This window comes from Solibacillus sp. FSL W7-1436 (genome assembly GCF_038007305.1).
GTDB lineage: Bacteria > Bacillota > Bacilli > Bacillales_A > Planococcaceae > Solibacillus.
The window spans coordinates 1,730,450-1,756,877 of the sequence record NZ_JBBOWV010000001.1 but is presented as its reverse complement, the minus strand read 5'-3'; the positions used below and the strand labels follow the sequence as shown (position 1 = coordinate 1,756,877).

Below are 26,428 nucleotides of genomic sequence, written 5' to 3'. Positions count from 1 at the left end.
AACTGTACCACCAGTATTCATAATGATGAAAGCTGGTGGTTTCTTCATAATAATCATAGCTCTGTATACTGCTATAGGAAGGGGTGCTACTTTTGAAGGCAATGCTAAAGGTGCTAATTTTATCATTAATTGGGGGATATATTTTTAAACTGTTGCACATCCCTATTCCATGGATGCTCGGCCCAATAGTTATCGTCATGTTAGCACAATTCATTTATAAAGGACCGCTCAAATGGTCCGGCCAAATGCGGGATGTAGGTGTCGTCATTGTAGGTACCGTGATCGGTGTACAATTTAACACTAATCTATTCGGCATGATAGGTTCTATTATATTTTATATGTTGCTTTTAAACGTTATTTTAATAGGAGGCTCAATCGGGATTGCTTATTTAACAAGCAGATGGGCAAATATCCCAATAAAAGCTGCAGTTCTGGGAGCTATTCCCGGAGGTTTAGGTCAGATTGTCATATTTGCTGAAGAAGAAAAAGTTGAGGAAATCGGCATCATTTCTTATTTTCAAGTAATCCGGCTATTATTAGTCGTCGTATTTGTTCCATTTATCGTTGCTGGTCAGGTAATAAGTAAACCTCCCACAGATGCTAAACTGACAATCAGTTTAATCTTGTTAATTGCACTAGCTTGGGTATGTTCCCATTTAATGAAACGTATCCATTTACCCGTTGCATTTTTCATTACACCAATCATTTTATTAATTACACTGCAACTCACTACCCCACTTGTCATGCCACAAGTACCAGGTATCGTTATGGATGTTGCCCAGCTTCTTATTGGTGCACATATTGGTTTAATGCTCAAGCCACATATGATAAAGCTGCCAGTACGTGTACTCGCAGGTGGAATTTTCAGCGCATTGGCACTGATTGCGCTGACATTCGGATCAAGTTTCTTAATGTCATTGGCATTGGATACGACATTTTCCACAAGCTTCCTAAGTACAGCTCCAGGCGGACTGGATCAAATGGTGTTATTAGCTGATGCAGTTAAGGCAGAGGTCTCGCTTGTTTCAATGTTCCAAACCTTTAGGCTACTGTTCATCTTTCTTTTAATCATGCCTTTAATGAAAATATTTTACCGTTGGCGCGAGAAAAAAGAAATTGCCTATAATCAGGAAAACAGTGTTGTAAAGTATTAATATATAATAGAAGAAACTATAACTTTTTTATTGAAGGATCAGCAAATGAAGCAAATCACACAGGTATTGAATTTGGATGTACAGGAAAAAATCAGCACTTTCCTGCACATTCAAATTAAAGCTTCATTCTACCCGACTATTCATTCTCCATTTTTATTGATATCCCGTTCATTAATCGGCTGAACAGGACGGTGGTTGTCCGGGAAAATCAGACGGAACGCTTCTATCTGTTCCTTTGACATTTCAATCGGCTGCTCATAAATAATCCACTGCACTTCTTCTGTACAAGGAGGTGTCGTTAATGAACCGGTGTAATGAAAAGTCGTTTCATCTTCTGGCAATAGCGCTTGTAAATCAATGTCATACTTTTCGGAATCAGCTTTTGCATTCTTTTCTGTCGGTAACTCATTCCACATTGAAGCAAGCAGTTTATTTTCATTTCCTTCTTGAATCATCAATCCAATAACAGCCAGTTCTCCCTTCTCGTCGCTATGCACTAGATGCAGTTCCATATCATAGTTTTGCCCGTTAAACTGGTGCTCGCTTGGTGTATGGAAATGAAATTGTGATAGCTTGTACTCATTACCTTCAATAATAATGTGATTACTTTCTGTTGTGGCATTCGCCTGTATCGTATGACCGTTATTTTCAAGTGTAAACGGTGTTGATTCATAGTGAATCTCAGTCTCTTTTAAATTTCCATCTGCTTTTACTTCGGGAAATTCAACATTAATTGGCGATTGTTCACTTCCATTTACACATGTTAAATTACTCGGATCGAGTTCCCCCCAGTGTTCAGGTCCAGTCGATTCTTCATACGACCAGTCACTATGATTAGCACTTGTTGTAACAACTTCTTTTTCTTCACTTTTTTGTTCCGCGCATGCAGCAAGCATCAAACTTGAGAACATCGCAAAAAATAAGTATCCAAGTTTCTTCATCTTCTGTAGCCTCTCTTATCTTTAGAATAATAAAATTATTCCATATATAATTATTATATCCAAATAAATATACTGAAATATCAATATTCGGTAAATATAACCTATCCCTTTGTCCATATATTGAATCATAATCTACACTACTTTTAGTCATTTATACTTCATTTAGCATTCGCTCTTTCAGCTTATTTATAACTTCAAATACAGATGTGCTTTATAAAATAAAAAGAGCAAGCTCAGTATTAAAGTGTACCCTTTGTAAAGGACATTTTGAAAAAGGTTAGGCAACTTGTTGAAGCTGCTGTCTGTACTTTACAGGCGGCAGCTTTTTTAAATTCCACTGACCCCGATAATGATTGTAGTACGTCATATAACTTTTGATTTCTTGCTTTACGTCTTCTAATGTTTCACACTCTTTGATGTATGCCTCATCTTTAAAATGACCAAAGAATGATTCCTGGGGCGCGTTGTCCCAACAGTTGCCTCGACGTGACATCGATTGACCTAAGCCCATTTTCTTTACGAAAGCCTGGAATTGTGGATTTGTATAATGAAATCCTTGATCCGAATGGATAAAGGCATCTTCTGCTAAATGCGTGTGTTTTCTTAATTTCTTCAATGTGTTCAGAGCGATGTCCAAGTGTAAAGAAGACGACACTTCATAAGCGAGAATTTCATTTGTTTCTGCGTCTTTAACCGTAGATAAATAAGCACGTTTGCCATTTCGATACGTCAAATACGTGATGTCTGTTAATAACACTTTCCCAGCGACACCTTGTTTGAAATTTCGTTGTAATTCATTCGCGCAAGTGCGGTGTTCTTTCGTTGCTTTCGCCATACGACGATAAGGATTTGCCTTCCGAATTGGACAGATGATGCCAAATTTTTTCATAATGCGGCGAATACGCTTTAAGTTATAATTGATGCCATAGTGGTTTTGAAGTGTCATTTTAATTTGACGCGCTCCTTTATGACGTCTTCGAAATCGATAAGCTTTTAAAATTTCTTCTTTTACGATTTCATCTGCTTGGTGTTTCATCGTTCTTTTTTGAATTGATTGCTCTTTATAGTAGTTATAATAACCTGAACGTGATACCTCCAACACTTCGCAAAGATAGCTCACCATTCGCTTTAAGTTATATTTTTTAATGGTTTCATGAATTAATTCGAATTTTAATTCTGGTGCGAGTTTTATTTCTTTTTCAACATCTGCCTTTCGAGTAGATCGAGCTTTTTTAGCAGTTCATTTTCCGCTTCTAGTAAACGCATTTTTGCTTCAAGTCGAGTGTATTTTTCTTCTATACTTAATTCTCGTTCAAGAGGACGTCCTGAACTATGTTTTCGCGTATCTTCCAAACCGCTGGCGCCATGTTTTTTATAAGCCGTTCTCCAGCGAGTAGCTGCCTTATGAACACGTGTTATTCCGATTACTTCAACGTCAAATCCTGCTTCCTCAAAAATTTCTCGTGGCAGTTTTCCTGTTTCAGATTGTGCAATAAATAATCGTTTAAATTCATCTGTGTACGTAATCGCTTTATCGCTCACTGCTTTTACATAAGGGTTCATTTTTAATTCTGTTTGTTGGTGAGAGGTTAAAAATTTTTTAGTCATAATTATAGCTCCGAATCGTTTTTTTTCATTATAAACAAAAAGCACCCTATAAGATGACCTTTTTTCAAGTGTCTATCTTATAGGGTACATTTTATATACTAAGCTCGCCCTTTTCACTCTATAAACATATCTTGTTGGAGTTACTTGAACTACTCCTCGATTTTATATTTCCAATCCAGTCGTTTTTTCACTTGCTCCACCATTTCGTGATCCTCTGAATGCATTGCGTCATAGAATTCACTATTCTCCGTATAGTCTCTTAAGTCCCTTGATATTAAACGGGTAGCCTTCAGTACTTGATAAAAATCTGCGGCTTCTTCTTCAGAAAGCGGTGAACCATTCGCATAATTCATAAAATAGATTTTTGTATCCTCCACTCTATCCCGCCATTCGGTATGGACCGTACCGCCATTGAAAAACAGGTGAATTACGTTCCAAAACTGTTTAGTAAGCCTGTTGAAATCCTCTTCATTTTCAACGGTTAAAGGTTCATTAAAATCGTATTCAAGCAAAGCTTTAACTGTATCTCTCAATAGAGGATTTGCGTATTTATATTGCACACTTATTTGTTCTTCCAATTCGTTTACACGATCTTGTGCCGGGTGGGCAAACCAAACTACCCCACATAAAAAGACCGCACCCAGCACTCCCTTACTCTTCCAGCTAACCAATCGTACCACTCTCCACTGAAATTAAAGCAACTGCCTTAATTCTTCCGTCATTTCCTCTACTAATTCCGGTCTCCCATGAAACTGTGCAGGAGTATTTTGAAATAGCTCCACTTGCCAATCGTTGTTCTTTTTCACAGCGACCAGTGTTTGATGGGCGTTTACAGCAGGCTCAATATCTGATTTCCCTGGAGGAACCATTCCCGCAATTGCATATAAAATTGCCGTATCTTTCCCAAGGGAACGTATCTCTTTTACTTTCGTTATAAAAGGAGCGGTTGGATGATCTTCAAAAATAGGTGTAAGATGCGCTAAAATTTCCTTTTTGCCGATTAGCTTACTTCCATCAAACCCAATTTGGACTCCCTGATCGGCAAATTGATCAGACATCCCTTTGGCATCACGTCTATTCCAGGCATCAATCAGTGTATTGTAAAGTTGTTGTACTTCAGTGTTCATATTAATTTCTCTCCTTGGATTTTACTTACAAAGTTAAACAGTTAATACCATTCTCACTGTTTTTAACGTGTGGCCATCAAATTGATCATCGAACTCTCTTACCACCTGAAAGCCTTTTGCGTCATAAAAGCTCTTGCCAATTTTATTGTCTTTTTCAACATTTATATAAACTTCTTTAATACCTTCCAGTTCATTAATTCCTTTTTGTAATAAAGCCGAGCCAATCCCTTTTCCTTGATGTTCCGGAGAAAGGTAAATCGCCCCTAACTCAGCTATCCCTTCATCATTTACAGGAGAGAAATTCGCGAATCCTATTATATCGCTCTCGATTTCAGCTACAAAAAGAAAAGAACGATCCAATCGTTGTTTCATACTTTCATCATTGTAGGCCATCTTTAGGAACTTTTCCTGGATCTCAAAAGGAATGATTCCTTCATATGTAGCGTTCCAAGATTTTCTTGCCACATCCTGGACTTGTGCTATGTCTTCAGCCTGCATTTTGCGGATTAGTGCCATTTCTAATTCCCCCTTCAATTCAGATTAATCAAATTTATTCCTTCAATATTAACATGAATTTCCAAATATAACGTCATTTTAATAGCCAATTTCCGGACGGTATTCGCCTTTCCAGCCCCCGCTTGCAAAATAAAAGCGAAAGGTCTCTATAACCTTTCGCCTCAACAAATTATTCAAATGGCCAGCTTGGAAGCATACAGCGCAACTTCTTATCCGCACGCTTGCCAAGTACATAATCTGCCTGCATCATTGTATGAATTTCGCGTGTCCCTTCGTAAATGACCGGTGCTTTGGAATTCCGTAAATAACGGGCTACCGGATATTCATCAGAATAACCGTATGCCCCGTGGATTTGAACTGCATCATCCGCTGCTTTATTCGCAAAGTCGCAAGCCTGCCATTTGGCGAGCGATGTTTCCCTCGTGTTGCGCACACCTTTATTTTTCAGCTCTCCCGCGCGATATACGAGCAGACGACTGATTTCATAGCCGGCTTCCATTTTTGCGAGCATTTGACCGACTAATTGATGCTCGCCAATCGGTTTGCCGAAAGTTTCCCGATCTTTGCAGTACTTGACACTTGCTTCGATACAAGCCTGAATTAAGCCGACCGCGCCTGCAGCAACAGTAAATCGACCGTTATCAAGTGCGGACATTGCAATTTTAAAACCTTCTCCTTCTTCACCGAGTAAGTTTTCTGCCGGAATTTTGACATCCTCAAAGAACAGTTCACCTGTATTGCCGGCACGAATACCATATTTCCCCTTAATCGCCTTTGAGCTAAAGCCAGCCCATTCACGCTCGACGATAAATGCCGAAATACCATGATGTGCTTTTTCTTTATCCGTATACGCAAATACAAGGAAATGGTCTGCGATATCACATAAGGAAATCCATGTTTTTTGACCGTTCAAAATATAATGGTCTCCAACACGTTTTGCAAATGAGCTCATCGCCGCAACATCCGAGCCGGCACCAGGTTCCGTCAGTCCGAATGCGCCGATTTTTTCGCCCTTCGCCTGGGGCAGCAAATATTTTTCCTTCTGCTCTTCAGTGCCCCATTGCATAAGAGTCATACTATTTAAACCGGTATGAACGGAGACGGCCGTACGAAATGCCGTATCCCCGCGCTCCAGCTCTTCACAGACAATTGCAAGTGAATTATAGTCCATTCCTGCTCCGCCGTATTTTTCGGGTACACAAACCCCCATCAAACCCAGTTCGGCAAGTCGCTTCCATAATTTCGGATCAAAACCTCCGCCCGCATCCCAATCGGCAATATAAGGGATAATTTCTGCATCAACAAATTGTCTTACAGTTTTTCGTAAAAGTTTCTGTTCTTCCGTAAATTCGAAGTTCATACCCTCACTCCTACCACTTTACAATCATTGATGAACGGTGTGATGTTTCTTTAATATCCACACCTCGCTTCGCCATTTCCTGAATAAACTCACGACCTGGCACAACTGTTTCCGGTGCAAATACACCGCGTTCCACAATCAGTCCCTTGCCAATCATTTGGGCCACGATTGAAATCGTATTTGCCGTTGCACGTGCCATCGCCGTCACGTTTTGCTCTGTATCTTTACGCACGACCATTTCATATTCATACGTAATTTGCTCTTCCGACTTTTCACCTGAAATAATTGCACGTAATAGGACTGCATCGACATTATCGCCGATATCCAATTTTCTCTTTAATACTTCCCTCGTTACTTCCCGGACATTTACTTCACGACCGCCAGCTTCAACTGTATTGTTCTTATCAAGGAAGCCTAAATCAGCAAGCAATTTGAACTGCTCTGCATGACCTTTATAGCGGATTGTCTTATATTCGAGTGTTTTTACATGAGGGAATGTTTTATATAAAGTTGAAATTCCGCCTGATGTGTAGAATGCCTCCAATACTCCGAACTCGTCAAAGTAGATCGGCTCCAGTCCTGTTAAAGACTCGACCTCTGTAAGCACACCTTTTTGAATCATTTTCGAAGGCTCTGTATAGTGGTCGAATACCCCATCCAGTGAGAACACACGAATATAATGCAGTGGAGGCTGTGGCGTTGTTGGAATACCGCCTACATACAGTTTGATCGAATCTACGGAATCAAACTTTGTCGCCCCGTAACCTGTCAAAATATTGACCATTCCCGGTGCTACACCTAAGTCCGGAATAATCGTTACGCCATTATCGACCGCCTGACCGTGCAGTTCAAAAATAGATTCTGTAATTCCGCCAATATGGCCGCCTAAATCTACTGAATGCACTCCTGCATCAATTGCCGCTTGGGCAACACGTTTATTGAACTTATAGAACAGTGCATTCACAACTACATCACCGCGGCTGATGACATCACGCAATGCTTTGTCATCTTCTGCATCGAGCTGCACTACTTCAACCTTATCTGTATTCAATGTAGTAACAAAATCCTTAGCGGGACCTGTTGAAACATCGGCTAAATAAATCTTTTTCACATCTTCGCTAAGGACTAAGTCGCGCGCTACTTCTTTCCCCATCAACCCTGCACCTAACACTACTACTTTCATGTAAACATCCCCTTTTTTATTAAGTCAATTACGCATCAGCGTGATTGCGTCCAGAATTTTGAGATGTGATGATTCCTAAAAATGAATCATCAAGCGTTATTATCGATTTGGGCACGTTGCAACTTGCCGCTGTAGTCTACATAAATACTCTTCCATTCTGTATAAACATCAAGAGCTGCCTGACCTGAATCGCGGTGACCATTTCCTGTACCTTTCGTCCCGCCAAACGGCAAGTGAATTTCCGCACCTGTTGTTCCGGCATTTACATAAACAATCCCTGTATCAAGCAACTGCTGTGCTTTGAAGATTTTGTTGATATCTTGCGAGAAAATCGAACTTGATAAGCCAAACTTAACACCGTTATTCACTTCAATTGCCTCTTCCAAACTGCTGACTTCAATCATACTAATAACAGGACCGAAAATTTCTTCTTGCGCGAGAATGCTAGATGCTTCCACATCGGTAAAAATTGTCGGGGCATAGTAATAGCCTTTTGCCAATTCGCCTTCAGATAAAATTTCTCCACCAATCAGCAGATTCGCACCTTGCTGCTTACCAATCTGCACATAATGATTGATTTTTTCAAGTGCCGCCTTATTAATGACAGGTCCTACTTTAACCGAAGGATCCAACCCGTCCCCGATTGTCAGCTGCTTCGTTGCTTCCACAAGACGATTTTCCAACTCCTGTTTTACATTTTTATGCACAATTACACGGCTACATGCTGTACAGCGCTGTCCTGCCGTACCAAATGCGCTCCATAATATTCCTTCAAGTGCCAAGTCCAAATCAGCATCATCCATTACAATGACAGCATTTTTCCCGCCCATTTCAAGCGAAACTTTTTTCAGATGCTTTCCGCCAAGCTCAGCTACTTTACTGCCTGTCGTTGTAGACCCGGTAAAGGAAATGACACGGATGTCCGGATGCTCGACAATCGCTGTTCCGACTGTAGGGCCTGAACCGAATACAACGTTGACAACACCAGGCGGCAAGCCGACCTCCTCAAATATTTTTGCCAGCTCGTAAGCCATAAAAGGTGTTTCGTTGGAAGGCTTCCATACAACCGTATTACCGGCAACGAGTGCAGGGAATGACTTCCATGTCGCAATTGCAATCGGGAAATTCCACGGCGTAATAAGTCCTGCCACCCCAATCGGAGCACGCACACTCATCGCAAACTTATTCGGCAATTCCGACGGGACCGTTTCTCCAAATAAACGTCTACCTTCTGCTGCCATATAAAGTGCCATGTCGATTCCTTCTTGTACTTCTCCGCGCGCTTCTTCAATGACCTTGCCCATTTCCTTCGTTAATATTTGCGCAAGATGTTCTTTCTTTTCTTTCAGTTTAAATGCAATTTCATATAAATAATCTGCTCGTTTTGGCGCAGGGACTAGCGCCCATTCTTTTTGAGCCGCCTTCGCCTTTTGAGCAGCGAGTTCGACTTGGAATTTTGTCGAAAGTGGTATCGTTCCTAACTGTTCACCATTTGCAGGATTGATCACAGGCATCGTTTGCAATGAATCGTCTTCTATCCATTCTCCACCAATAAAATTTAACAGTTTCATTTCTCCACCTCACAAATTCTCATTTACCTTTTAATTATTCGACATTCTCTACTTTATTCCCTTTTTTTCTCAAAAAGAATAACAGAATACTATTATTCAGTGACAAATATTATTTTTGTTATTTTGAAACTTTTGGAATCTTCAAGCGTATCTAATATTGTGAATATAAAATTGAATTGTAAGGAGACATAAAAATGAAAAATCATGAAATCGACTACGTCTTACATGGCGATGATATGCAGTTTGTTGAGGTGGAGCTTGACCCGCAGGAAACGGTTGTGGCGGAAGCGGGAAGTTTAATGATGATGGAAGATCAAATCGGGATGGAGACCGTTTTCGGTGATGGCTCGGCAAATCAGGGCTCAGGATTGATGGGCAAATTACTTGGTGCAGGAAAACGTTTAATTACAGGTGAAAGCTTATTCATGACAACGTTCACTAACAACGGTATGGGCAAACGTAAAGTATATTTCGCTTCCCCGTATCCAGGTAAAATCATTCCAATGAATTTAAGCCAACTGGACGGTAAAATCATCTGTCAGAAAGATGCATTTCTAGCTGCGGCGAAAGGTGTATCTGTTGGCGTAGAATTCCAAAGAAAATTAGGAACAGGATTCTTCGGTGGTGAAGGATTCATTATGCAGAAGCTTGAAGGCGATGGAATGGCTTTTGTGCATGCAGGCGGAACAATTTACGAACGCAAACTTCAGCCGGGGGAAACATTGCGCATCGATACAGGCTGTTTAGTCGCAATGACACAAGATGTAAATTACGATATCGAAATGGTAAGCGGCATTAAAACGGCTTTATTCGGTGGAGAAGGATTATTCTTTGCAACGCTTTCCGGTCCCGGTACAGTTTGGGTACAATCATTACCATTCAGCCGTCTGGCAAGCCGTGTGTTTGCTGCAGCACCAGTTTCTCAAGGTGGTGGCGGTAAAGACGCAGGTGAAGGCGGCATCGGCGGATTATTTGATATGTTCAATAAATAGGCACCAAAAAGGAGCTGTCCCGAATTCAGGACAGCTCCTTTCTTTTGTTATACAGCTAAAACGATAATTAAAATCAGTGCCAGCACGATTCGGTAAATCGCAAATGGCGTTAATTTCACTTTTGAAATCAGCTTCAGGAAGAATTTAATTGAAATAAGGGCAAATACGAACGCACTCACAAAGCCTACTACATAAAACCAGAAGTGATCGGCATTAATTTGATCCCAGTTTTTAACAAGCGACAAACCACTTGCCCCTGCCATAATCGGCACGGCCATTATGAACGTAAAGTCCGCAGCTGTTTTATGATCCAGTCCAAGAAGTACCCCGCCTGAAATCGTTGAGCCTGAGCGTGAAAACCCTGGCCAAAGCGATAGACATTGGATAAATCCTACTTTCAATGCTTTACTGTACGAAATATCATCCAGTGACGTAATTGAAGGCTTTTTCGGTCCAAACTTATCGGCAATGATCATAAAGATCGCTCCGATAATTAACCCGATAATAACGGTTTTGATACTGAATAAGTTTTCATCGATAAAATCTTCAAACAGCACACCAAAAATACCGGCCGGAATAATACCGACTATTACATGTCCCAGATTAAAACGCGTTTTTTTCTGGCCCTCTAATTTATATAATCCAACCAGACTTAGTAATCGTTTCCACATAACGAAAACGACCGCCAATATTGACCCAAGCTGAATTACGATTTTAAATGTATTTGCCGAGCCTGATCCTAAAAATTCCTTTGTCTGCAGCCACATATCATCAACAATGATCATATGTCCTGTTGAGGAAACAGGCGCAAATTCGGTCATCCCTTCGACAAACCCTAAAATTAAAGCTTTTAAAAGCTCAATCCATTCCATTTTACGTTCCCCTTTTTACTATCTTATTCGCTAAATTTTACATCTATTACCCATAATTCGGAGCGACTGCCAATACGTGTCGGAGGCCCCCAAAAACCAAAGCCGCTCGAAACAAGTGCATGCAGCTGCTCTTTTTCAAGAAGACCGTAATCCAACTCAAAAACTCTTTCCGTTATGAGATGGTTCGGCCACATCTGACCGCGATGTGTATGTCCGGAAACGTGAAAATCCACACCTAAACGGGCCGGCTCATCCAAATCCAGCGGTGTATGATTCATGACAAACCAAGGCAGTTTTGCATCTTCAGGCTGCATTTCATTTAAGGCTAAACGGTTCGTGTTCGTCACATCTTCCCGCCCTGTTAAATAAAAACGATTTGCGACTAAAATTGTTTCATCCATTAATATCTGGACATTCGCCTCAGCCATTTCCTTTTTGAATTCCGGAATTTCATTGCCATAATATTCATGGTTACCCAGTACTCCGTATACACCATATGTCGCCTTTAAATTTTTCATCACTTCGCCCATATCTTTTTCGACAAAGCGCTTTGGACTATCATCGACAATATCGCCCGGCAGAAGAACTAAGTCCGGATCTTGTTCATTGGAAAGCGCAACAAACTTATCCAAGTGCCCCTTTCCTGACAACAAACCGAGATGAAAATCCGATCCCATAACAATCCGCATGTCTTCACCTGGCTTATCGATATTGATTGTAGCATTTCGGACTACCGGTGAATATGCAAAATATGTACCTGCAATCAATAAAACAATCAGTAATCCGGCCACTCCTGTACCAACCATTCTTGTTGTAAGCGGTGTAAACTTAATGATTAGGTTGGCAATGATACAAAGGATAAGCCCGTACTGCAAAAAGAACATCCAATAGCTGCCGAGTACCGTTAAAGGTGTTAACAGTGGATGCAGCTTTCCTATAAAATAACCGTATGATACGAGAAACAGCACTGTCCAATAAACAATCGGCCAGCGGAATTGCTGTATCGACAACAGCCATGCTCTAAAATTCCATCCAAGATAAAATGTTAGACCACTATATATCGCTAATGCTACTATGCCTAAAAGTATACGCATCGTAATATTGCCCCTAACTTATTTTGTCATCTACAATGTTGCTATTTTACTATATTTTGAGTAATGGTGTTAGTCAATAAACTTTTAAATTGTGCGGCAAGGTTCGGCAGCTGCGGTTTTCTAATAAAACAAGTTTTTTTCTAATATGGCGTTCACTTGTTCTAATAAAACCGGGATTTTCTAATATCCACGTCTATTTTTCTAATATGTGCGTCATATTTTCAAATAATCGGTCCGAATCTTCGAATAACCGATCCACTTCTTCTAATAAAAACTTTTTTCTTCTCATATATTCCCGCACGCCCCTGCAACTCGCCTCACAAAAAAACTGCAGCAAGGCAAATACTCCCCGCTGCAGTTTTCAAATTTTATTTATCTATCGGGATACTAACTGTCACTTTAAACAGATCCCCGTCAACTGCGATTTCCAATTGCCCATCATGCAAATCAACTATCGACTGTGCAATCGCCAGCCCTAGCCCTGAGCCTTCTGTATGACGTGATGTATCCGCACGTTTGAAACGCTCGATTAATTGGGAAGCTTCCTCGTTCAGCTCGTATTTCGCGACATTTTTCACAGTCAATTCCGCATTGCCTTCATGCGACTTCAAATTGACGTAAACACGTGTGCCCTCCAACGAATATTTCCGTGCATTAATAATCAAGTTATCAATGACACGCCACCACTTTTGCCCGTCCACACGAGCATAAATCGGCTGCTCCGCAATATTGATACGTAAATCCAAATTGGCTGCTGCAAAGTCTTCTCCATGCTCACCGACCGCCTGCTGCAACAGTTGTGCTAAGTCGATGCGCTGTTTCGTAATTTCTACATTGCCGCTTGCCATTTTCGATACTTCAAATAAGTCTTCAATTAATGTTTTTAAACGATTCGATTTCGCATCTAAAATCTCGATATATTTTTTTCGCTCTTCCTCTGTGATCGATGGATTTTTCAGTAAATCCGTATACGTAATAATTGATGTGAGCGGTGTACGCAAATCATGGCTGACGTTTGTAATCAGCTCTGTTTTCATCTGTTCACTTTTCGCCTGTTCATTCATACTGTTACGGACACCTTCACGAATACCGTTTAAATTTTCGGCATGTCTTGCTAAAGGAGAATCCCCTTTCACTTTCAAATCCTTTGTTAGTCGGCCATGCGCCATGTTTTCAGTATGTTGCATAATACGGTTCAGGTAGCCCATACGACGCATAAAAATGTAAAGTGCCGGAATGAAGAACACTACAAATAAAAACATATAGAACAGGAAAACACCGAAACTTGCTGATGCCACAACAACAGCAAATCCAAAGCCTCCAAGGAAGACAATAAGAAGCAGTATGAGCGACTGAATTCCGATTGAACGATTTTCAAACATTGAAAGCGCACCATCTACAAACTTCGCTGTAAATGTCTCCGGCCAGATTTTTTCCAGGTCACGCTGCTCTTTTAAACTTGCCCATATGGATACAACCATAAAGACGACCGCTACAATAAGCGCAAAACTGATAACACTTGTTACGATGAAATTCAGAAGAAAGTCGGAACGATTATCCGTAAAGTAATAGATTATCCCCTGGATGGACCTTGTAAAGGCACCGCTACATATAAACGCGAAGTATGTTGTAATAAGGTATATCACAATCCGGATATCAATCGGGAAACGTTCAAATAGCTCCCGCAGCTGGAACTGGCGATTAAACTGTTCAAGCGTCGGCTTTAAAGACGTCATCAATAAAATGAAACTGATAATCCCTGCAAGAATAATGCCATAATAAACATATTTCGTAATGATAAATGCACTTTTTTCACTGCTATGATTGTTTTCAATCCAACTAACCGGGACTGTTACAACACCCGAAATATCCGATAAATCCTGCTCAAGTGTGTAGCTATCCTGCAGAATCCCCATGGTATCTTGCTCATAATAATTAAGCGGATAGAGACCTGTGAGATTTCCCCCTACATTTTTAAACGATTTTTTAAAGACATTCTTTTCGCTGATATCACCATTGCGGTAAACTTCGCCGGTTTTTTCATCTTTAAATTCATATGCAAAGTAATCGTATTTGCTTAAAATTTCCTTTTTGTCTCTTTCAATTTCTTTAAGCTTCTGCTGAATTGCTTTTTTCTTAATTACTAGAATTTTTTCTTTCACATATTCATCATCTTCAAAATTTTTCTTAATGTCGGCAATTTTGGCATCACGTTCTTGTTCAATTGCCTCGATTACTTCCTGATCTTGTGTTGCATCTATTTCGCCTGCATACTGCTCTTTAATACTTTGTATTTGCTCAGCAAGGGAACCGTAATATGTGCGGTAAGCCTCAATTTCCTCACCCGATACTGTTAATGCCCTTTCAAAATCCTCTTCTGTTGGCGTGTTAAATACATATTGCGAGAACTCGTATACCATGTTCTCTGCTTCGTTGTTATAATTTTGCGATTCATAAAAGGTTTTCCCTAAAAAACGACCACCATTTGTAAAAATTAAACTGACTGCAGTTGCCACCACAAAAATAAGAAAAAGCTGGAGGTATAATTTATTATTTTTCATTTTTCTTCCTCCTCACTTAATTATAAAAAATATATTAGTTGCTTTACTAAAGGCACAAAACGCCCTGTCAAATAGTCGATAAAATATGTCCCGAGAAAATAAAAACCGAATGCCGCGCCGAGTGCTCCAACCCAAGAGAGAATTTTACTTTTCAATTTTATAGCCCAATCCCCAAACTACTTTTAAATAACGGGGGTTTTTCGGATCTGCTTCAATTTTTTCACGGATTTTGCGGATATGCACGGCAACAATATTTTCGGCATTATAAGCGGGTTCATTCCATACGAGCTCATAAATATCGCTGATCGAATAGACACGCCCCGCATTCTTTAATAGAAGCTCGGTTATTTTATACTCAGTCGGTGTCAGTTTAACAGGAGTTCCGTCCACACGGATTTCCCTTGCAGCCGCATCAAGCTCAAGTCCTTCGACAAGCGGAGCGGCTTCCCCTGCCGTACCGAGGTTCACATAGCGTCTCAACTGGGATTTCACGCGTGCCATCAGTTCCAGCGGGTGGAACGGCTTCGTAATATAATCGTCCGCCCCTACGGAAAGCCCGTGGATCTTATCGGTTTGTTCCGCCTTTGCACTAAGCATAATAATCGGGATATTGCGTTCTGCACGTATTTTGAAAGTGGCGGTAATCCCATCCATATTCGGCATCATGATGTCTAAAATAATGCAGTGTACTTCATTTTGTTCAAGCAGTTCGATTGCCTCAAGCCCGTCTGCCGCTTTTAATACCCGGTAGCCTTCATTTTTCAAATAAATTTCTATGCCGTCCCGGATGTCCTGATCGTCATCTGTAACGAGCACCGTCAGCTGATTCATCTTGCTCACCTCACAACTTTCTTGTTCTCCATCATAGCAAGTGGTTGATTTCCATTCCGGGTCGGACGCTTTCCGCGGGCACGGCTCGAGCCTGTAGTCTCTCGCTCGCGCTGTTTCCGCAGGAGTCGCCTCCCCTCCATTCCAATCAACCTTCTCATCATCTCCACTATTTAATGAAGAGCCAACTTTTTCTTATAAGTTTATAATAAAGCCCATTTCTTAACATCTCACTACTGTAAATCTGAAGAAATTCTTAAGATTTCTTATTTAATTTAAAAGAGATTCTACTTTATATGTGATCTGTTCTACTTTCTTAGCGTAAGGTTCTACTTTTCATTAAAAAAGTTCTCCTTTTCCCGCATAACTTTCCACTTTATGCACAGTTTTTTCCACTTTCACCACGGACTTATACCAACAAAAAAACTGCCTCCTATGAAGCAGCTTTCTTAGTGCCGAATGTCAGCACAATTATTCCTCCTAATAATAAACCAACACCGATCCAAGCAACAAATGTTAAATGTTCCCCTACTAAAAACACACCGAGTAATGCGGCTGTTAAAGGTTCGGCTAGGCTCAATGTTACTGCAGCGGACGAACTGATTTTCTTTAATCCGCCTAAAAATAATATGTATGCCAAACTTGTAGCAGCAAGTGCCATAAAAAGAATCGGCCAAATATTCACATCTTCTGTCAGCCATTCAAACCCGTCTTTTGCTGCAAGCGGCAACAAAAGCAATGCGCAAATGGAGAAAGTCATTGCAACAGCAGGCAATGTTTCTTCCCGTTTCATCAATTGCTTGCTCACATTCGTATAAAGCGCAAACATGGATCCTGCAGCCAGTGCTAACCCGATACCAAGCGGGTGAATCGCCGTCTCACCTTGATTCATAAACAACATCAGGCAGCCGATAATGGCAAGCACTGTCGCGATTGCCCATACGAGGGTGGGCCTTACTTTCCAAAAGATCCACTCGATGAACCCCGCAAATACCGGCGCACTTCCGATTGTCACAACCGTACCCACCGCAACTCCTGTAAAGCGTACAGAAGTGAAAAATAGACTTTGGAATAAAGCTATCGCAATCGCGGCTAAAATCGTCCATTTCCATGACCAGTTACGGAACGAAATTTTCCGCATTAAAAGAACCGCCAGCAGCAACACACCGCCGCCAATACCGGACCTGACACATGCTACCGCAAAGGAAGAGATCCCTTCCGATAAAAAGGTTTGTGTTGTTCCGACCGTCCCCCAAAGCATTGCGGCCAGCAGCACAAATAAATACGGTAAAATATTCATATCCGACACCTCATTTAATTATATTAATTATGCTATCATACGTTGTAAGTCTATTCGAGATGAAGTTTTTCTAAAATCGTTTTATAATAAGATTAAGTAAAACTAAAAAGGAGGCATCATGATGTATAAAACGGTAGAACAAACTGCAGCAGAAATAGGCATGCCTGAACATCAGGTTTTACAGTACATTTATACCGGTCGCATTAAAGCAGTGCATGATGGTGAACACTTTTTAATTAACAGTGCGCAATTTGATACGTACCATCAGCAACTCGAGCGAATTAAAGAAGAGATCGAAATCTGGAGGAACACACCAATTCCTGAAGATGTCGATATAAAAGATGAAGACTAAGAATAAAAGTGTTAAAGCGCCCGGTTAACTCCATCAGTCATGGAGGGCCCGATGCGAGATTGTCTAAATTCATTAAAAGAAAAGAAGCGAATTCGTTCATCGAGTTCGCTTCTTTTTAATCTCTTCTTATTAAATAGTGACTGTAAACCCCGCACGTTTACCGATAATTTCAGCGTAATCCTCTACCATTACACTTGCAGTCGGATACATCCCCGCTCCAGGCCCAATTACGGATAATGTCCCGATGTAGTTTGTCTCCATCGTCACTGCATTGAATACATCGTCTACAGGGTAAAGCGGATGTTCATTGTTTACCAGCAGTGGTGCCACCTTCGCATGAATCGTACCGTCTTCAAGTTTCTCCACTTCCGCCACATGACGATAGCGAAGACCTTGCGCTGTTGCTTCCGCTACTTCCTCTGACGTGATTGTATCGATGCCGATCACTTCAACATCTGCCCAATTTGGCTGCTCTCCAAATGCAAGGCTCGATAAAATCATAAGCTTTTTGAATGCATCCTGACCCGATACATCGTTAAATGGATCTGCTTCTGCATAGCCTAAATGCTGCGCTTCTTCTAATGCCTGTTCAAAGCTCCAGCCTTCTGCACGCATCTTAGTTAAAATATAGTTTGTCGTTCCATTTAAAATTCCTTGAACGCAGCTTACTTCATTGACTAGAAGAATGTTTTTCATTGTTTTAATAATCGGCACACCGCCTGCTACCGTTGCCTCGTAGCCTACGAATACACCATTAACTTTCGCCAATGCTTCGAGCTCCTCGCCGCGTTTTGCAAGCATCACCTTATTCGCTGTAATGACATGGCATTTCGCCTCAACAGCGCGCTTTAAATAAGTAAATGCAGGCTCTTCATTTACAATCGCTTCAAAAACAACTTGCAGATTATTTTCCGCCAGAACGTCATCCATTGATTCCGTCATTAAATGTTTTGTACCCGGTACACGCTCACGGCTTGCATCGGTTACTAAAATCTTCGCGACCTCCAGTTCAACACCTAGCTTTTCGCGAAGCTCCTGCCTCTTTTCATTTAAAATATGGTAAATTCCCTGACCCACTGTACCAAATCCTAAGATCGCTGCCTTGATTGTTGCCATTGCCTTTCTCCTCCAAATTCTTAACACACATATATTAACGAATAATTCAAAAAATTTATCTTAAAGAAAATTCTATCCTATATAATACATGAAAACAAGAGAAATCTCTCCTAGAAGGACATTTGTTTACTGTAAACGGTCAATATTCATTCAAATTTTATTTTTTAAGAGCTAATTTAAGGACTGAGGTGTCATTTTTTCCAGTGATTTCTTGTATTTGGAGCCAAGTAGTGAAAGTGCTTTAGTATTTTCTAATATATTCGGAAATCATCTAATATATTTTAAAATGTTCTAATAAAAGTGCGATCTTCTAATATAAGCGTTCAATGTTCTAATATGGGTCTGAGATGTGCTAATATCCTCGCTCCATCTTCTAATATCGGCCACACTTTTTCTAATATCGCACACCATTGTTCTAATAAAACTGCCGACACCGTTTTCGCACGCGATTTTTGCTACAAAAATTGCATCCCTAAACGCCAAGTTCATCCAAATTCTAATAACATCACCATTTCTTCTAATATCCCCACAACTTCTTCTAATAAACGCTTCTGTTTTTCTAATAAAAGCCATACATCGCCCCCAAAAATTTCAGAAAATAAAAAAACACTAGCAAGGGGGCTCACTAGTGTTCCGGAAATATTTTATACTGCCATGTTTATATCATTATATGCCCGTAAACGATAGGCAGTTAAAATCTTAGTCATGACGATTTCCTCTTTTGCCGAGTAGTCAGGGACCGCGTATGGGCGCTCCACTAACTGAAATTCACCATATTTTAAGAACCACTCTCTGGCCGGCTGTAAAATATGGGCTGTACCATGAATTTTGTATTCCTCGGCAACTTCTTTTACAACATATCCCGCTGTGGCAAGATCGTGAGCTTGTTCAGAGAAAGCACTGTGTCCAAAAACATGCTGCCACATCGTATTCACATCCGCCAAAATTTGCTGGATAGCGCAAGCGTTCACAAATTCCTTTACGTCATTTAGTTCATAAATAATATAGGCAGCTACGTTTTGTGCACTGTATACTTTCCCCATTTTGAACAACTCCTTTTCTTCCCATGATGCTGCAACATCACTTTAAATTTTTCCGGTTGGTAATTTATTATCCCTATTGTATTACTTGGTATTCAATTTGTCAATAAAACTTATAAAAATAGTAGGGATTAATTTTCTAAAAATTGCTTAGCTTTTCGAATGGGAAAAGCTAAGCCTTTTTTTAAGGTATTATGCGTTTGTTTCCACCCCTACTTCAGCTGCAACTTTCGCTAATGCCTGTTCTAAATCTGCGATAATATCTTCTGCTGCTTCTAACCCGATCGATAAGCGAATGAGCTCTTCCGATACGCCTGCAGTTTTTAATTCTTCCGCAGATAACTGTTGGTGCGTTGTACTAGCAGGATGGATAATCAATGAACGGGCATCCCCGACGTTTGCTACATGCGAGAACAATTCCACGTTATCGATTACTTGGCGACCTGCTTCACGCCCACCTTTAATGCCGAACGTAATGATCGATCCGAAGCCGTTTTTCAGATACTTCTTCGCTAAATCATGTGTCGCAAAATCTTCAAAGCCGTTGTAATTTACGTATTCCACAAATGGGTGGTTTCTTAAATACTCGGCAACTTTTTGTGTGTTTTCATTATGACGGACAATACGCAAATGAAGCGTTTCAAGTCCTTGCAGGAAATTAAATGCCGCGTCAGCAGATAATGTTGGACCAAAATCACGCAATAGTTGAACACGAAGCTTTGTCGCAAATGCAGCGCCTGCTGTGTCAATTCCGTAGCGTAGACCGTGGTAAGAAGTATCCGGTTCTGTAAATCCTGGATGTCTTCCTTGCGTCCAGTCGAACTTCCCGGCATCAACGACAATCCCGCCGATCGTCGTTCCGTGGCCGCCAATCCATTTTGTTGCAGAATGAATGACAACATCCGCGCCGAATTCGATCGGATTACTTCCATATGGGGAAGCAAATGTGCTGTCGATTAATAAAGGAAGACCATTGTCATGAGCGATGTTTGCTACCTCTTCGATATCCAGTACTTTCAAGCTTGGATTTCCGATAATTTCAGCGAAGATCGCCTTCGTTTTATCCGTGATTGCCGCTTGGAAGTTTGCAGGATCTGATTCATCCACAAATTTTACTGTAATGCCGTAGCGAGGCAATGTAGTTGCGAATAAATTGTAAGTTCCGCCGTAAAGAGAACCTGCCGCAACAATTTCATCCCCTGCACCTGCAACGTTTAAAATAGAAAATGCCACTGCTGCTGCGCCAGATGAAAGCCCTACTGCAGCTGTGCCCCCTTCTAATAAAGCAACCCGTTCTTCAAAAGCCCCGACTGTCGGATTCATAATACGTGAATAAATATTGCCTGTTTCCTGTAATGCAAATAGACGTTGCGCATGAGCTGTGTCGTTAAATGCATAGGCAGTTGTACGGTACACCGGAACTGCGATTGCTCCTGTTTCCGGGTCTGGCTTTTGACCCCCGTGTAATAATAGTGTTTCTGGTCTTAAGTTTGTCATTTTATTACCCCCAAAAATTTAATCGATGGTGAAATCGGTGTTTTTGAGGAGGATTTTTTAAATGAAAAAAACCCTCTTCAGTTAAGAAGAGGGTTGCGCATGAGCAAGTTTGCCTCCTCTTATCTTTCAAAATGATTGTCCATTTTGTAGGATTTAGCACCTTAGTCAGTTCATCACTTACTGGTTGCCGGGCATCTCAGGGCCTATTCCCTCCGCCGCTCTTGATAAGAGTTATGTGATTTGTGTTCCATCGTTGAGTCTCAGTATAAAACATACTAATCCGATATGTCAACACAAAAAAATTAAAATTTTCAGATTTCTATTCTGATAGCTCTTATCTGTATTTAACGATATGCAAAAGTTCCCTTCCTATGAATTCGAACAGACACTAATAATCGACTTCAAGTAAAATATTGACTAAAATAAGCTTGAAGGCTATACCATTACGTTTAATTACATAAAAGGGAGATGTTCACGTGAATACAAAAGAATTATTACGCAGTCATACATCTGTTCGTAAATATACAGGAGAGGAAATTTCAAAAGAAACGGTCATCGATTTGATCGAAACAGCGCAAATGGCGGCAAGTTCTCATTTTGTACAAGCATACAGCGTTATTTGGGTAACGGATGAAGAAAAGAAAACGAAGCTTGGTGAACTGTCTAAAAACGAATTTCAGTTCAAAACAGCGGGTGCCTCATTCTTGTTTTGCGTAGACTTCAAACGTTTGCAAGTAGCGGGTCAAAAACACGGGGTTGATATTTCTGCTGACACGGCTGAAAACGTGCTTGTAGGGGTAGCAGATGTTGCATTATTTGCCCAAAACTTCGTAATTGCTGCCGAATCAATGGGTTACGGCATTTGCTATATCGGTGGTGCCCGAACAAATCCTAAGGAAATCAGCGAGCTGTTCAATTTACCGGAATATGTTTTCCCGTTATTTGCGATGACGATCGGCACACCGACAAAACGCAATGAAACAAAACCGCGTTTACCGGTAGCTGCAGTATTGCATGAAAATGGTTATGACGTTGATAAGTACGAAACGCTTCTGGATGAGTATGATGGAATTATGGAAGACTATTACAGCAGCCGCTCTTCAAATCAGAAGACGGCAACATGGACGAAACAAATGGCTGATTACTTAGTTGAACAAAACCGTCCGCATATGAAAGACTTCCTCGCTTCACGTGGCTTTACTTGGAAGTAAGCTAATAAAAACCAAAATGCTATTTTTCTCTCTGAGGGAGAAAAATAGCATTTTTTTGCTGAGCGTTAAAAATTGATTTCCATTCCGGGTCGGACGCTTTCCGCGGGCGTGGCCTGAGCCTGTAGTCTCAGGCGTCACGCTAATCCCGCTGGAGTCGCCTCCCCTCCATTCCAATCAATTTTATAAAATAGCCGTTTCTTAATAAGGATTTTCTTCTTATTCAACGGTACTTATACTTCTGCCCAAATTTCTTTATTTATTTCAACCCTTCAATCTGCAATGATTTTACAGGTTGGAAATCTTCACCTGTTTTTGCATACGTAATCGTCGCCTGGTCACCTTCTTGCAAGTAAATCGCAAATGGTGCAACTTCTGTAGAAACGATGAAGTTTTCACCTGTATTCGCCAGGAATGATACGATCGTGAAATCACCTACACGCTCTTTATAAACACGCACGACTTTTACCGTCGCCTTCGCTTCTTCGGCATTCGAAGTACCGTCTACCGTACTTCCGCCACGGCTTAGGGCTGTTTTATAAAGTCTTAACGCTTCATTTGGTGTAGTTCCAAATGCTGAAATTTCAGGATTTGCTGCAGACACGATAAAGTAATTTTGCAGGAATCCGTTCGCATCAAGTACAGCTGACAGCCAGCTTGCTTCACCGTAGAAGTTGTAAAGGATCGGCATTTCGCCTTCCCATTCTTTTTCGATGAATTTTTTCTCGATAATTTCAAGAGCCCCTTGTGAATCCATATAAGACTCTTCCAGGTTTCCGGTATAATACGTTGCTTCTCCGGTACGTGCATGTGTCAATGCATAGCCGAGCATCGAGTCAACGCCCTCTTTCGGACTTGTAAAATCAGTGAAATAATACATTTCCCCGTCTTCCATAAAGATCGGACTTACATTTGCTTCCGTACCTTCATCACTCGGCAGCTTAACATCCTTTTTGCCGACAAGACTGTTCCAGAAGCCGTGCACATAGTTACCGTAATAACTGTTTTGCAAACTTACCGCTTCCGGTGATACAGCACCGTCGATAAATGCCGGTACATCTGCAATCGCAATTTTTTCTGTTGCTCCTGTTTCCGCATCAACAAGTACAATTCCTTTTACATCAAAGCCGTTACGTGCCGAAATAAATTCGCCGTAAGAACGGATGTAATATGGTTTTCCATCTTCATCAATTTCCAGCTGCGGATCACCATAGAAAATTAAAGATGGGTTTTGAAGACGAATATGACGCTCCAGGTTTTTATTTAAATAAGCAGATGGAACATAGCTCATTTCAGCCTTCACAAACTTTGGATTATCGCTTGAATCTGTAGCACTCATCGTGAAATAACCAGGTGTTGTTTTCCCGTTGAACCACTTAAAGAACCCTGAAAACTCAACAGGTGCAATGTAAACATACTGATCATTCACTTTTTGAATTTGCAGATTCCCTAATTCATAGTAGCTTGTGTTCGGCACCTGTCCAAACGCTTTTTTCATTTTGTTTTTAACGAACTTCGGCGGTACACTTGCCGGTGTTTTCGTTTCGTCAAACGCCGATATTTCCGTTTTTTCTTTCATCTCAGAAGATTTGAATTTTTCATCTGCATTTAAAAATGGTGCGCTTACTAAATAGCCGATCCCAATAATGCCGACAAGCACAATCGCAGATTTAATTTTTTGCTCCTTACCGACTGCAAAGATTGCCCCGATAATCGCTACAACAGGTATTACATATAAGAAAATCGTCCAGCTTAGATCGATTTTGGAAATATATACTGTTAAAAATACTGAAACAAAACTTAGTATAAATGTTGTAATGAATAAACTCGTAAATGTTTTTGATGAAAGCTCCTTATTGCGCACCTTTTTTGATAACGGCATTAATAATAATGTGATCAAAAGTGCTCCAATTGCCGTTATTAGCAATAATTGTCCCATAACAATCACCCTCTCTTACTTATTATGTACGAATAACCTTCCAAAAAGATTCATAAACAAGTAAAACTGCATAACTTCTGGCATAATAGAGCATATATTGAATTTTCTTGAAAACATATTTTCATTATTTAGTAATTAAATATAAACAATTCAACTTAGGGGGTTAATGGATGGCACGTAAAGTTCTGATTTTACTGTTCTTCGGGCTTGGCTTGTACTATGTATTCTTTTTTGAAACGATCGATAGTTCGCTGAAAATGGTCTTTAAGCTTTTGCCAATGATTTTGCTTATAGCGCTGGCATTTTTAACGAAAGTGCAAGTGAAATCTCCGTATTATTGGCTCATTTCCACCGGTTTAATTTTCTGTGCAGTTGGCGACTATACATTGCAGTGGTTCATCGTTGGACTGAGCTTTTTCCTGATCGGCCATATTTTCTATATTTTTGCGTTCCGTTCAACAAATCAGCAGATTACACCATTGTATGTAAAAATCGTATTAGCTATATACGGTGCGGTTATGATGTTCTGGATTGCGGGAAGCCTGATGCAAAAAGGAGATACTGTACTTGCCATTGCAGTGACTGCATATATTTTCGTTATTTTAACGATGGGATGGACATCGTTCCGAACAGGTAGTAAGTTTGCTGTCATCGGCGCCATCCTCTTTATCATGTCGGATTCGGTACTTGCTATTAACCGCTTTATGTTTGATGTTCCCGCTTCCCATATCCTGATCATGTTTACGTATTACGGCGCACAGTTTTTCCTCATGCTCAGCATAATGGAATATGACAAATTTAGTTCAAAAACCGAAATAAAAAGTGTAGAATAAAAGCAATAAGTAATAGGAGGTCTTTTTCGTATGAAAGAGAAAGTAATTGAACGTTTAGTACGCTATGCAAAAATTGATACACAATCAGATTTCAACTCTGACACAACCCCTTCAACAATGAAGCAATTCGATTTATTACATGTATTAAAGGATGAACTGGCAGCAATCGGTTTAACAGATATTACACTGGACGAAAACGGCTACCTTTTTGCAACACTGGAATCAAATACAGACAAAGACGTACCGACACTCGGCTTTTTGGCACATGTTGATACGACATCGGATTACACGGGAACTAATGTACAGCCTCAGCGCATCGACAATTATGACGGTGAAGCGATTACATTAAAAAATGGTTTAGTCATGGCACCGGACTATTTCCCGAATTTAAAAAATTATGTTGGCCAAACGTTAATTACGACAGACGGCAATACATTGCTAGGTGCGGATGATAAAGCCGGCATCGCAGAAATCATGACGGCAATGGAATACTTAGTGAACAATCCGGAAATCAAACACGGGAAAATCCGTGTAGCATTTACACCGGACGAAGAAATCGGGCGCGGCCCCCACAAATTTGACGTCGAGAAATTCGGTGCGGATTATGCGTACACACTGGATGGCGGTCCTCTTGGTGAATTACAGTACGAAAGCTTTAATGCAGCTGGCGTAAAAGTAACGACACGCGGCACGAACATCCATCCGGGTTCAGCAAAAGATAAAATGGTGAACTCGATTACAATGGCGATTGAATACCAAAATGAAATGCCAAAAGATGCAGTACCTGAAAAAACAGAAGGCTATGAAGGCTTTATCCACTTAATGTATTTCAACGGCGGAATTGAAGAAACAACAATGTCTTACATTATCCGTGACCATGACCGCGCTAAATTCGAAGAGAAAAAAGAGTATATGGCAAAGGTCGGCAAAGAATTACAGGCAAAATACGGTGAAGAGGCAATTACTGTAGCGATCGAGGATCAGTACTACAATATGGGCGAAAAAATCGAGCCTGTTATGGAAATTGTCGATATCGCAAAAGAAGCGTTTGCCAAGTTTAACATTACACCGATTGTCGAGCCGATCCGCGGTGGTACTGACGGTTCACAGCTTTCATATATGGGCTTGCCGACACCGAATATTTTTGCGGGCGGCGAAAATATGCACGGCAAATATGAATTTGTATCAGCTGAAACGATGGAAAAAGCTACAGAAGTCATTATTGAAATCGTTCAGTTATTCGAACAACGTTAATAGAAACTTTTGAATGGGGCGATTACTTTCGCTCCATTCTTTTGTATACTTAGTAAACAGAAAATTCAATACAATTAAGTGA

24 protein-coding genes and 1 riboswitch are annotated in these 26,428 nt (G+C 40.6%); of the genes, 6 read left to right on the top strand and 18 right to left on the bottom strand.

Annotated elements, in window-relative coordinates:
- The first annotated feature begins 101 nt into the window (after positions 1 to 101).
- Positions 102 to 1,154 (top strand): AbrB family transcriptional regulator, encoded by a 1,053-nt coding sequence (locus MKX73_RS08795; protein WP_340718872.1) that lies wholly within the window; start codon positions 102 to 104, stop codon positions 1,152 to 1,154.
- A gap of 140 nt (positions 1,155 to 1,294) precedes the next feature.
- Here the strand turns inward: MKX73_RS08795 and MKX73_RS08790 are convergent, their stop codons facing one another.
- The 8 genes from MKX73_RS08790 to MKX73_RS08755 all read right to left on the bottom strand — a co-directional run bounded on the left by MKX73_RS08790 (position 1,295) and on the right by MKX73_RS08755 (position 9,460).
- Positions 1,295 to 2,095 carry a carbonic anhydrase gene (locus MKX73_RS08790; protein WP_340717114.1) on the bottom strand — a complete coding sequence of 267 codons (801 nt, stop codon included), beginning with the start codon at positions 2,093 to 2,095 and terminating at the stop codon, positions 1,295 to 1,297.
- A 277-nt stretch (positions 2,096 to 2,372) separates the two neighbouring features.
- Positions 2,373 to 3,703, bottom strand: a protein-coding gene (locus MKX73_RS08785; RefSeq protein ID WP_340716208.1) for an IS3 family transposase whose coding sequence is annotated in 2 segments (ribosomal slippage) — positions 2,373 to 3,319 and positions 3,319 to 3,703 — 1,332 coding nt in all. Because the reading frame shifts where the segments join, the coding sequence is not laid out codon by codon here.
- A 149-nt stretch (positions 3,704 to 3,852) separates the two neighbouring features.
- On the bottom strand, positions 3,853 to 4,374 hold the full coding sequence (locus MKX73_RS08780; RefSeq protein WP_340717113.1) for a hypothetical protein: 522 nt from the start codon (positions 4,372 to 4,374) through the stop codon (positions 3,853 to 3,855).
- A gap of 21 nt (positions 4,375 to 4,395) precedes the next feature.
- Complete coding sequence (locus MKX73_RS08775; RefSeq protein ID WP_340717112.1) at positions 4,396 to 4,830, bottom strand: SgcJ/EcaC family oxidoreductase; 435 nt, start codon at positions 4,828 to 4,830, stop codon at positions 4,396 to 4,398.
- Positions 4,831 to 4,863: 33 nt separating this feature from the next.
- Positions 4,864 to 5,346, bottom strand: coding sequence for a GNAT family N-acetyltransferase (locus MKX73_RS08770; RefSeq protein WP_340717111.1), 483 nt, complete (start codon positions 5,344 to 5,346; stop codon positions 4,864 to 4,866).
- 169 nt (positions 5,347 to 5,515) lie between these two features.
- The gene (locus MKX73_RS08765; protein WP_340717110.1) at positions 5,516 to 6,706 is read right to left on the bottom strand and encodes an acyl-CoA dehydrogenase family protein; all 1,191 of its coding nucleotides are present in this window, start codon (positions 6,704 to 6,706) and stop codon (positions 5,516 to 5,518) included.
- Positions 6,707 to 6,716: 10 nt separating this feature from the next.
- Positions 6,717 to 7,889: a saccharopine dehydrogenase family protein gene (locus MKX73_RS08760; protein ID WP_340717109.1), complete on the bottom strand. Its 1,173-nt coding sequence runs from the start codon at positions 7,887 to 7,889 to the stop codon at positions 6,717 to 6,719.
- Positions 7,890 to 7,978: 89 nt separating this feature from the next.
- Positions 7,979 to 9,460 carry an aldehyde dehydrogenase family protein gene (locus tag MKX73_RS08755; RefSeq protein WP_340717108.1) on the bottom strand — a complete coding sequence of 494 codons (1,482 nt, stop codon included), beginning with the start codon at positions 9,458 to 9,460 and terminating at the stop codon, positions 7,979 to 7,981.
- Positions 9,461 to 9,654: 194 nt separating this feature from the next.
- On the opposite strand from MKX73_RS08755, the gene MKX73_RS08750 reads away from it, so the two are divergent.
- Positions 9,655 to 10,452 (top strand): TIGR00266 family protein, encoded by a 798-nt coding sequence (locus tag MKX73_RS08750; protein ID WP_340717107.1) that lies wholly within the window; start codon positions 9,655 to 9,657, stop codon positions 10,450 to 10,452.
- Positions 10,453 to 10,499: 47 nt separating this feature from the next.
- Here MKX73_RS08750 and MKX73_RS08745 read toward each other — a convergent pair whose 3' ends face one another.
- The 5 genes from MKX73_RS08745 to MKX73_RS08725 form a co-directional block, all read right to left on the bottom strand.
- Positions 10,500 to 11,324: an undecaprenyl-diphosphate phosphatase gene (locus MKX73_RS08745; protein WP_340717106.1), complete on the bottom strand. Its 825-nt coding sequence runs from the start codon at positions 11,322 to 11,324 to the stop codon at positions 10,500 to 10,502.
- Between the two features lie 23 nt (positions 11,325 to 11,347).
- The gene (locus MKX73_RS08740) at positions 11,348 to 12,418 is read right to left on the bottom strand and encodes a metallophosphoesterase (protein ID WP_340717105.1); all 1,071 of its coding nucleotides are present in this window, start codon (positions 12,416 to 12,418) and stop codon (positions 11,348 to 11,350) included.
- Between the two features lie 368 nt (positions 12,419 to 12,786).
- A complete protein-coding gene (locus MKX73_RS08735; protein ID WP_340717104.1) occupies positions 12,787 to 14,979 on the bottom strand; it encodes a sensor histidine kinase in 2,193 nt (730 codons plus the stop codon).
- Between the two features lie 144 nt (positions 14,980 to 15,123).
- Positions 15,124 to 15,810, bottom strand: a complete 687-nt coding sequence (locus MKX73_RS08730; protein ID WP_340717103.1) for a response regulator transcription factor — start codon at positions 15,808 to 15,810, stop codon at positions 15,124 to 15,126.
- 430 nt (positions 15,811 to 16,240) lie between these two features.
- The gene (locus MKX73_RS08725) at positions 16,241 to 17,107 is read right to left on the bottom strand and encodes a DMT family transporter (RefSeq protein WP_340717102.1); all 867 of its coding nucleotides are present in this window, start codon (positions 17,105 to 17,107) and stop codon (positions 16,241 to 16,243) included.
- A 121-nt stretch (positions 17,108 to 17,228) separates the two neighbouring features.
- On the opposite strand from MKX73_RS08725, the gene MKX73_RS08720 reads away from it, so the two are divergent.
- Positions 17,229 to 17,459: a DNA-binding protein gene (locus tag MKX73_RS08720; RefSeq protein WP_340718871.1), complete on the top strand. Its 231-nt coding sequence runs from the start codon at positions 17,229 to 17,231 to the stop codon at positions 17,457 to 17,459.
- Between the two features lie 129 nt (positions 17,460 to 17,588).
- Here MKX73_RS08720 and MKX73_RS08715 read toward each other — a convergent pair whose 3' ends face one another.
- The 4 genes from MKX73_RS08715 to MKX73_RS08700 form a co-directional block, all read right to left on the bottom strand.
- Complete coding sequence (locus MKX73_RS08715) at positions 17,589 to 18,575, bottom strand: homoserine dehydrogenase (RefSeq protein WP_340717101.1); 987 nt, start codon at positions 18,573 to 18,575, stop codon at positions 17,589 to 17,591.
- Between the two features lie 291 nt (positions 18,576 to 18,866).
- Positions 18,867 to 19,148, bottom strand: a complete 282-nt coding sequence (locus MKX73_RS08710) for a hypothetical protein (protein WP_340717100.1) — start codon at positions 19,146 to 19,148, stop codon at positions 18,867 to 18,869.
- 71 nt (positions 19,149 to 19,219) lie between these two features.
- Positions 19,220 to 19,618, bottom strand: a complete 399-nt coding sequence (locus MKX73_RS08705) for a hypothetical protein (RefSeq protein WP_340717099.1) — start codon at positions 19,616 to 19,618, stop codon at positions 19,220 to 19,222.
- Positions 19,619 to 19,807: 189 nt separating this feature from the next.
- Positions 19,808 to 21,112, bottom strand: a complete 1,305-nt coding sequence (locus tag MKX73_RS08700; RefSeq protein ID WP_340717098.1) for an O-acetylhomoserine aminocarboxypropyltransferase/cysteine synthase family protein — start codon at positions 21,110 to 21,112, stop codon at positions 19,808 to 19,810.
- Positions 21,113 to 21,228: 116 nt separating this feature from the next.
- A riboswitch (SAM riboswitch) is annotated at positions 21,229 to 21,343 on the bottom strand.
- 245 nt (positions 21,344 to 21,588) lie between these two features.
- Between MKX73_RS08700 and nfsA the strand changes: the two genes are divergently transcribed.
- Entirely contained in the window at positions 21,589 to 22,323 is a 735-nt protein-coding gene (gene nfsA / locus MKX73_RS08695; RefSeq protein WP_340717097.1) for an oxygen-insensitive NADPH nitroreductase, read from the top strand.
- A 256-nt stretch (positions 22,324 to 22,579) separates the two neighbouring features.
- Here nfsA and MKX73_RS08690 read toward each other — a convergent pair whose 3' ends face one another.
- Positions 22,580 to 24,259, bottom strand: coding sequence for a hypothetical protein (locus tag MKX73_RS08690; RefSeq protein ID WP_340717096.1), 1,680 nt, complete (start codon positions 24,257 to 24,259; stop codon positions 22,580 to 22,582).
- Positions 24,260 to 24,429: 170 nt separating this feature from the next.
- On the opposite strand from MKX73_RS08690, the gene MKX73_RS08685 reads away from it, so the two are divergent.
- Together MKX73_RS08685 and pepT are read left to right on the top strand one after the other, a co-directional pair.
- Complete coding sequence (locus MKX73_RS08685) at positions 24,430 to 25,092, top strand: lysoplasmalogenase (RefSeq protein ID WP_340717095.1); 663 nt, start codon at positions 24,430 to 24,432, stop codon at positions 25,090 to 25,092.
- A gap of 30 nt (positions 25,093 to 25,122) precedes the next feature.
- Positions 25,123 to 26,346: a peptidase T gene (gene pepT / locus MKX73_RS08680; RefSeq protein WP_340717094.1), complete on the top strand. Its 1,224-nt coding sequence runs from the start codon at positions 25,123 to 25,125 to the stop codon at positions 26,344 to 26,346.
- Positions 26,347 to 26,428: the final 82 nt, after the last annotated feature.

Excerpts from the sequence above, each read along its gene's own strand:
- MKX73_RS08795 (WP_340718872.1), top strand. The coding sequence starts at position 102 with ATGCTAAAGGTGCTAATTTTATCATTAATTGGGGGATATATTTTTAAA.
- MKX73_RS08790 (WP_340717114.1), bottom strand. The coding sequence starts at position 2,095 with ATGAAGAAACTTGGATACTTATTTTTTGCGATGTTCTCAAGTTTGATG.
- MKX73_RS08775 (WP_340717112.1), bottom strand. The coding sequence starts at position 4,830 with ATGAACACTGAAGTACAACAACTTTACAATACACTGATTGATGCCTGG.
- MKX73_RS08770 (WP_340717111.1), bottom strand. The coding sequence starts at position 5,346 with ATGGCACTAATCCGCAAAATGCAGGCTGAAGACATAGCACAAGTCCAG.
- MKX73_RS08765 (WP_340717110.1), bottom strand. The coding sequence starts at position 6,706 with ATGAACTTCGAATTTACGGAAGAACAGAAACTTTTACGAAAAACTGTA.
- MKX73_RS08760 (WP_340717109.1), bottom strand. The coding sequence starts at position 7,889 with ATGAAAGTAGTAGTGTTAGGTGCAGGGTTGATGGGGAAAGAAGTAGCG.
- MKX73_RS08755 (WP_340717108.1), bottom strand. The coding sequence starts at position 9,460 with ATGAAACTGTTAAATTTTATTGGTGGAGAATGGATAGAAGACGATTCA.
- MKX73_RS08750 (WP_340717107.1), top strand. The coding sequence starts at position 9,655 with ATGAAAAATCATGAAATCGACTACGTCTTACATGGCGATGATATGCAG.
- MKX73_RS08745 (WP_340717106.1), bottom strand. The coding sequence starts at position 11,324 with ATGGAATGGATTGAGCTTTTAAAAGCTTTAATTTTAGGGTTTGTCGAA.
- MKX73_RS08740 (WP_340717105.1), bottom strand. The coding sequence starts at position 12,418 with ATGCGTATACTTTTAGGCATAGTAGCATTAGCGATATATAGTGGTCTA.
- MKX73_RS08735 (WP_340717104.1), bottom strand. The coding sequence starts at position 14,979 with ATGAAAAATAATAAATTATACCTCCAGCTTTTTCTTATTTTTGTGGTG.
- MKX73_RS08730 (WP_340717103.1), bottom strand. The coding sequence starts at position 15,810 with ATGAATCAGCTGACGGTGCTCGTTACAGATGACGATCAGGACATCCGG.
- MKX73_RS08725 (WP_340717102.1), bottom strand. The coding sequence starts at position 17,107 with ATGAATATTTTACCGTATTTATTTGTGCTGCTGGCCGCAATGCTTTGG.
- MKX73_RS08720 (WP_340718871.1), top strand. The coding sequence starts at position 17,229 with ATGTATAAAACGGTAGAACAAACTGCAGCAGAAATAGGCATGCCTGAA.
- MKX73_RS08715 (WP_340717101.1), bottom strand. The coding sequence starts at position 18,575 with ATGGCAACAATCAAGGCAGCGATCTTAGGATTTGGTACAGTGGGTCAG.
- MKX73_RS08710 (WP_340717100.1), bottom strand. The coding sequence starts at position 19,148 with ATGGCTTTTATTAGAAAAACAGAAGCGTTTATTAGAAGAAGTTGTGGG.
- MKX73_RS08705 (WP_340717099.1), bottom strand. The coding sequence starts at position 19,618 with ATGGGGAAAGTATACAGTGCACAAAACGTAGCTGCCTATATTATTTAT.
- MKX73_RS08700 (WP_340717098.1), bottom strand. The coding sequence starts at position 21,112 with ATGACAAACTTAAGACCAGAAACACTATTATTACACGGGGGTCAAAAG.
- MKX73_RS08690 (WP_340717096.1), bottom strand. The coding sequence starts at position 24,259 with ATGGGACAATTATTGCTAATAACGGCAATTGGAGCACTTTTGATCACA.
- MKX73_RS08685 (WP_340717095.1), top strand. The coding sequence starts at position 24,430 with ATGGCACGTAAAGTTCTGATTTTACTGTTCTTCGGGCTTGGCTTGTAC.
- pepT (WP_340717094.1), top strand. The coding sequence starts at position 25,123 with ATGAAAGAGAAAGTAATTGAACGTTTAGTACGCTATGCAAAAATTGAT.